Source organism: Aequorivita sp. KMM 9714 (genome assembly GCF_011065475.1).
In the GTDB taxonomy this organism is placed as follows: Bacteria; Bacteroidota; Bacteroidia; order Flavobacteriales; family Flavobacteriaceae; genus Aequorivita; species Aequorivita sinensis.
Window position 1 is genome coordinate 1 of sequence record NZ_JAAGRO010000030.1, and the last position, 600, is coordinate 600.

The window sequence follows — 600 nt, forward strand, 5'->3', positions numbered from 1 at the left end:
AATGTAGTGGTGTTTGCATCGAAAGTAATTACATCTCCATTTACTGTAGTATGCGTAAACGTACCATCGCCATTATCTACGAATTTATCTGAACCTGTGGTGTTGGTAATAAGGTTGATAATTTCATTATAGATATCACCTTGGTTTTGGATGTTGGTTACTACATCTCCTACAACATCGATTGTAATTGTATCACCATTTGCATTGGTTAATGTGTAAGTTCCATTACCGTTATCTACCAATGTAGTGGTGTTAGCATCAAACGTAATTACATCTCCATTTACTGTAGTATGCGTAAACGTACCATCACCATTGTCTACGAATTTATCTGAACCTGTTGTATTGGTAATAAGGTTGATAATTTCATCATAGATATCACCTTGGTTCTGGATATTAGTTACCACATCTCCAACAACATCAATTGTGATCGTGTCACCATTTGCGTTGGTTAGTGTGTAAGTTCCATTACCGTTATCTAACAATGTAGTGGTGTTTGCGTCGAAAGTAATTACATCTCCATTTACTGTAGTATGCGTAAAAGTACCATCGCCATTATCAACGAAAAGGTCTGAACCTGTTGTATTGGTAATAAGGTTGATA

At 36.0% G+C, this 600-nt stretch carries 1 pseudogene; it reads right to left on the bottom strand.

Annotated elements, in window-relative coordinates:
• Positions 1-600, bottom strand: a pseudogene (locus G3A46_RS14625) (hypothetical protein); the annotation flags it as partial.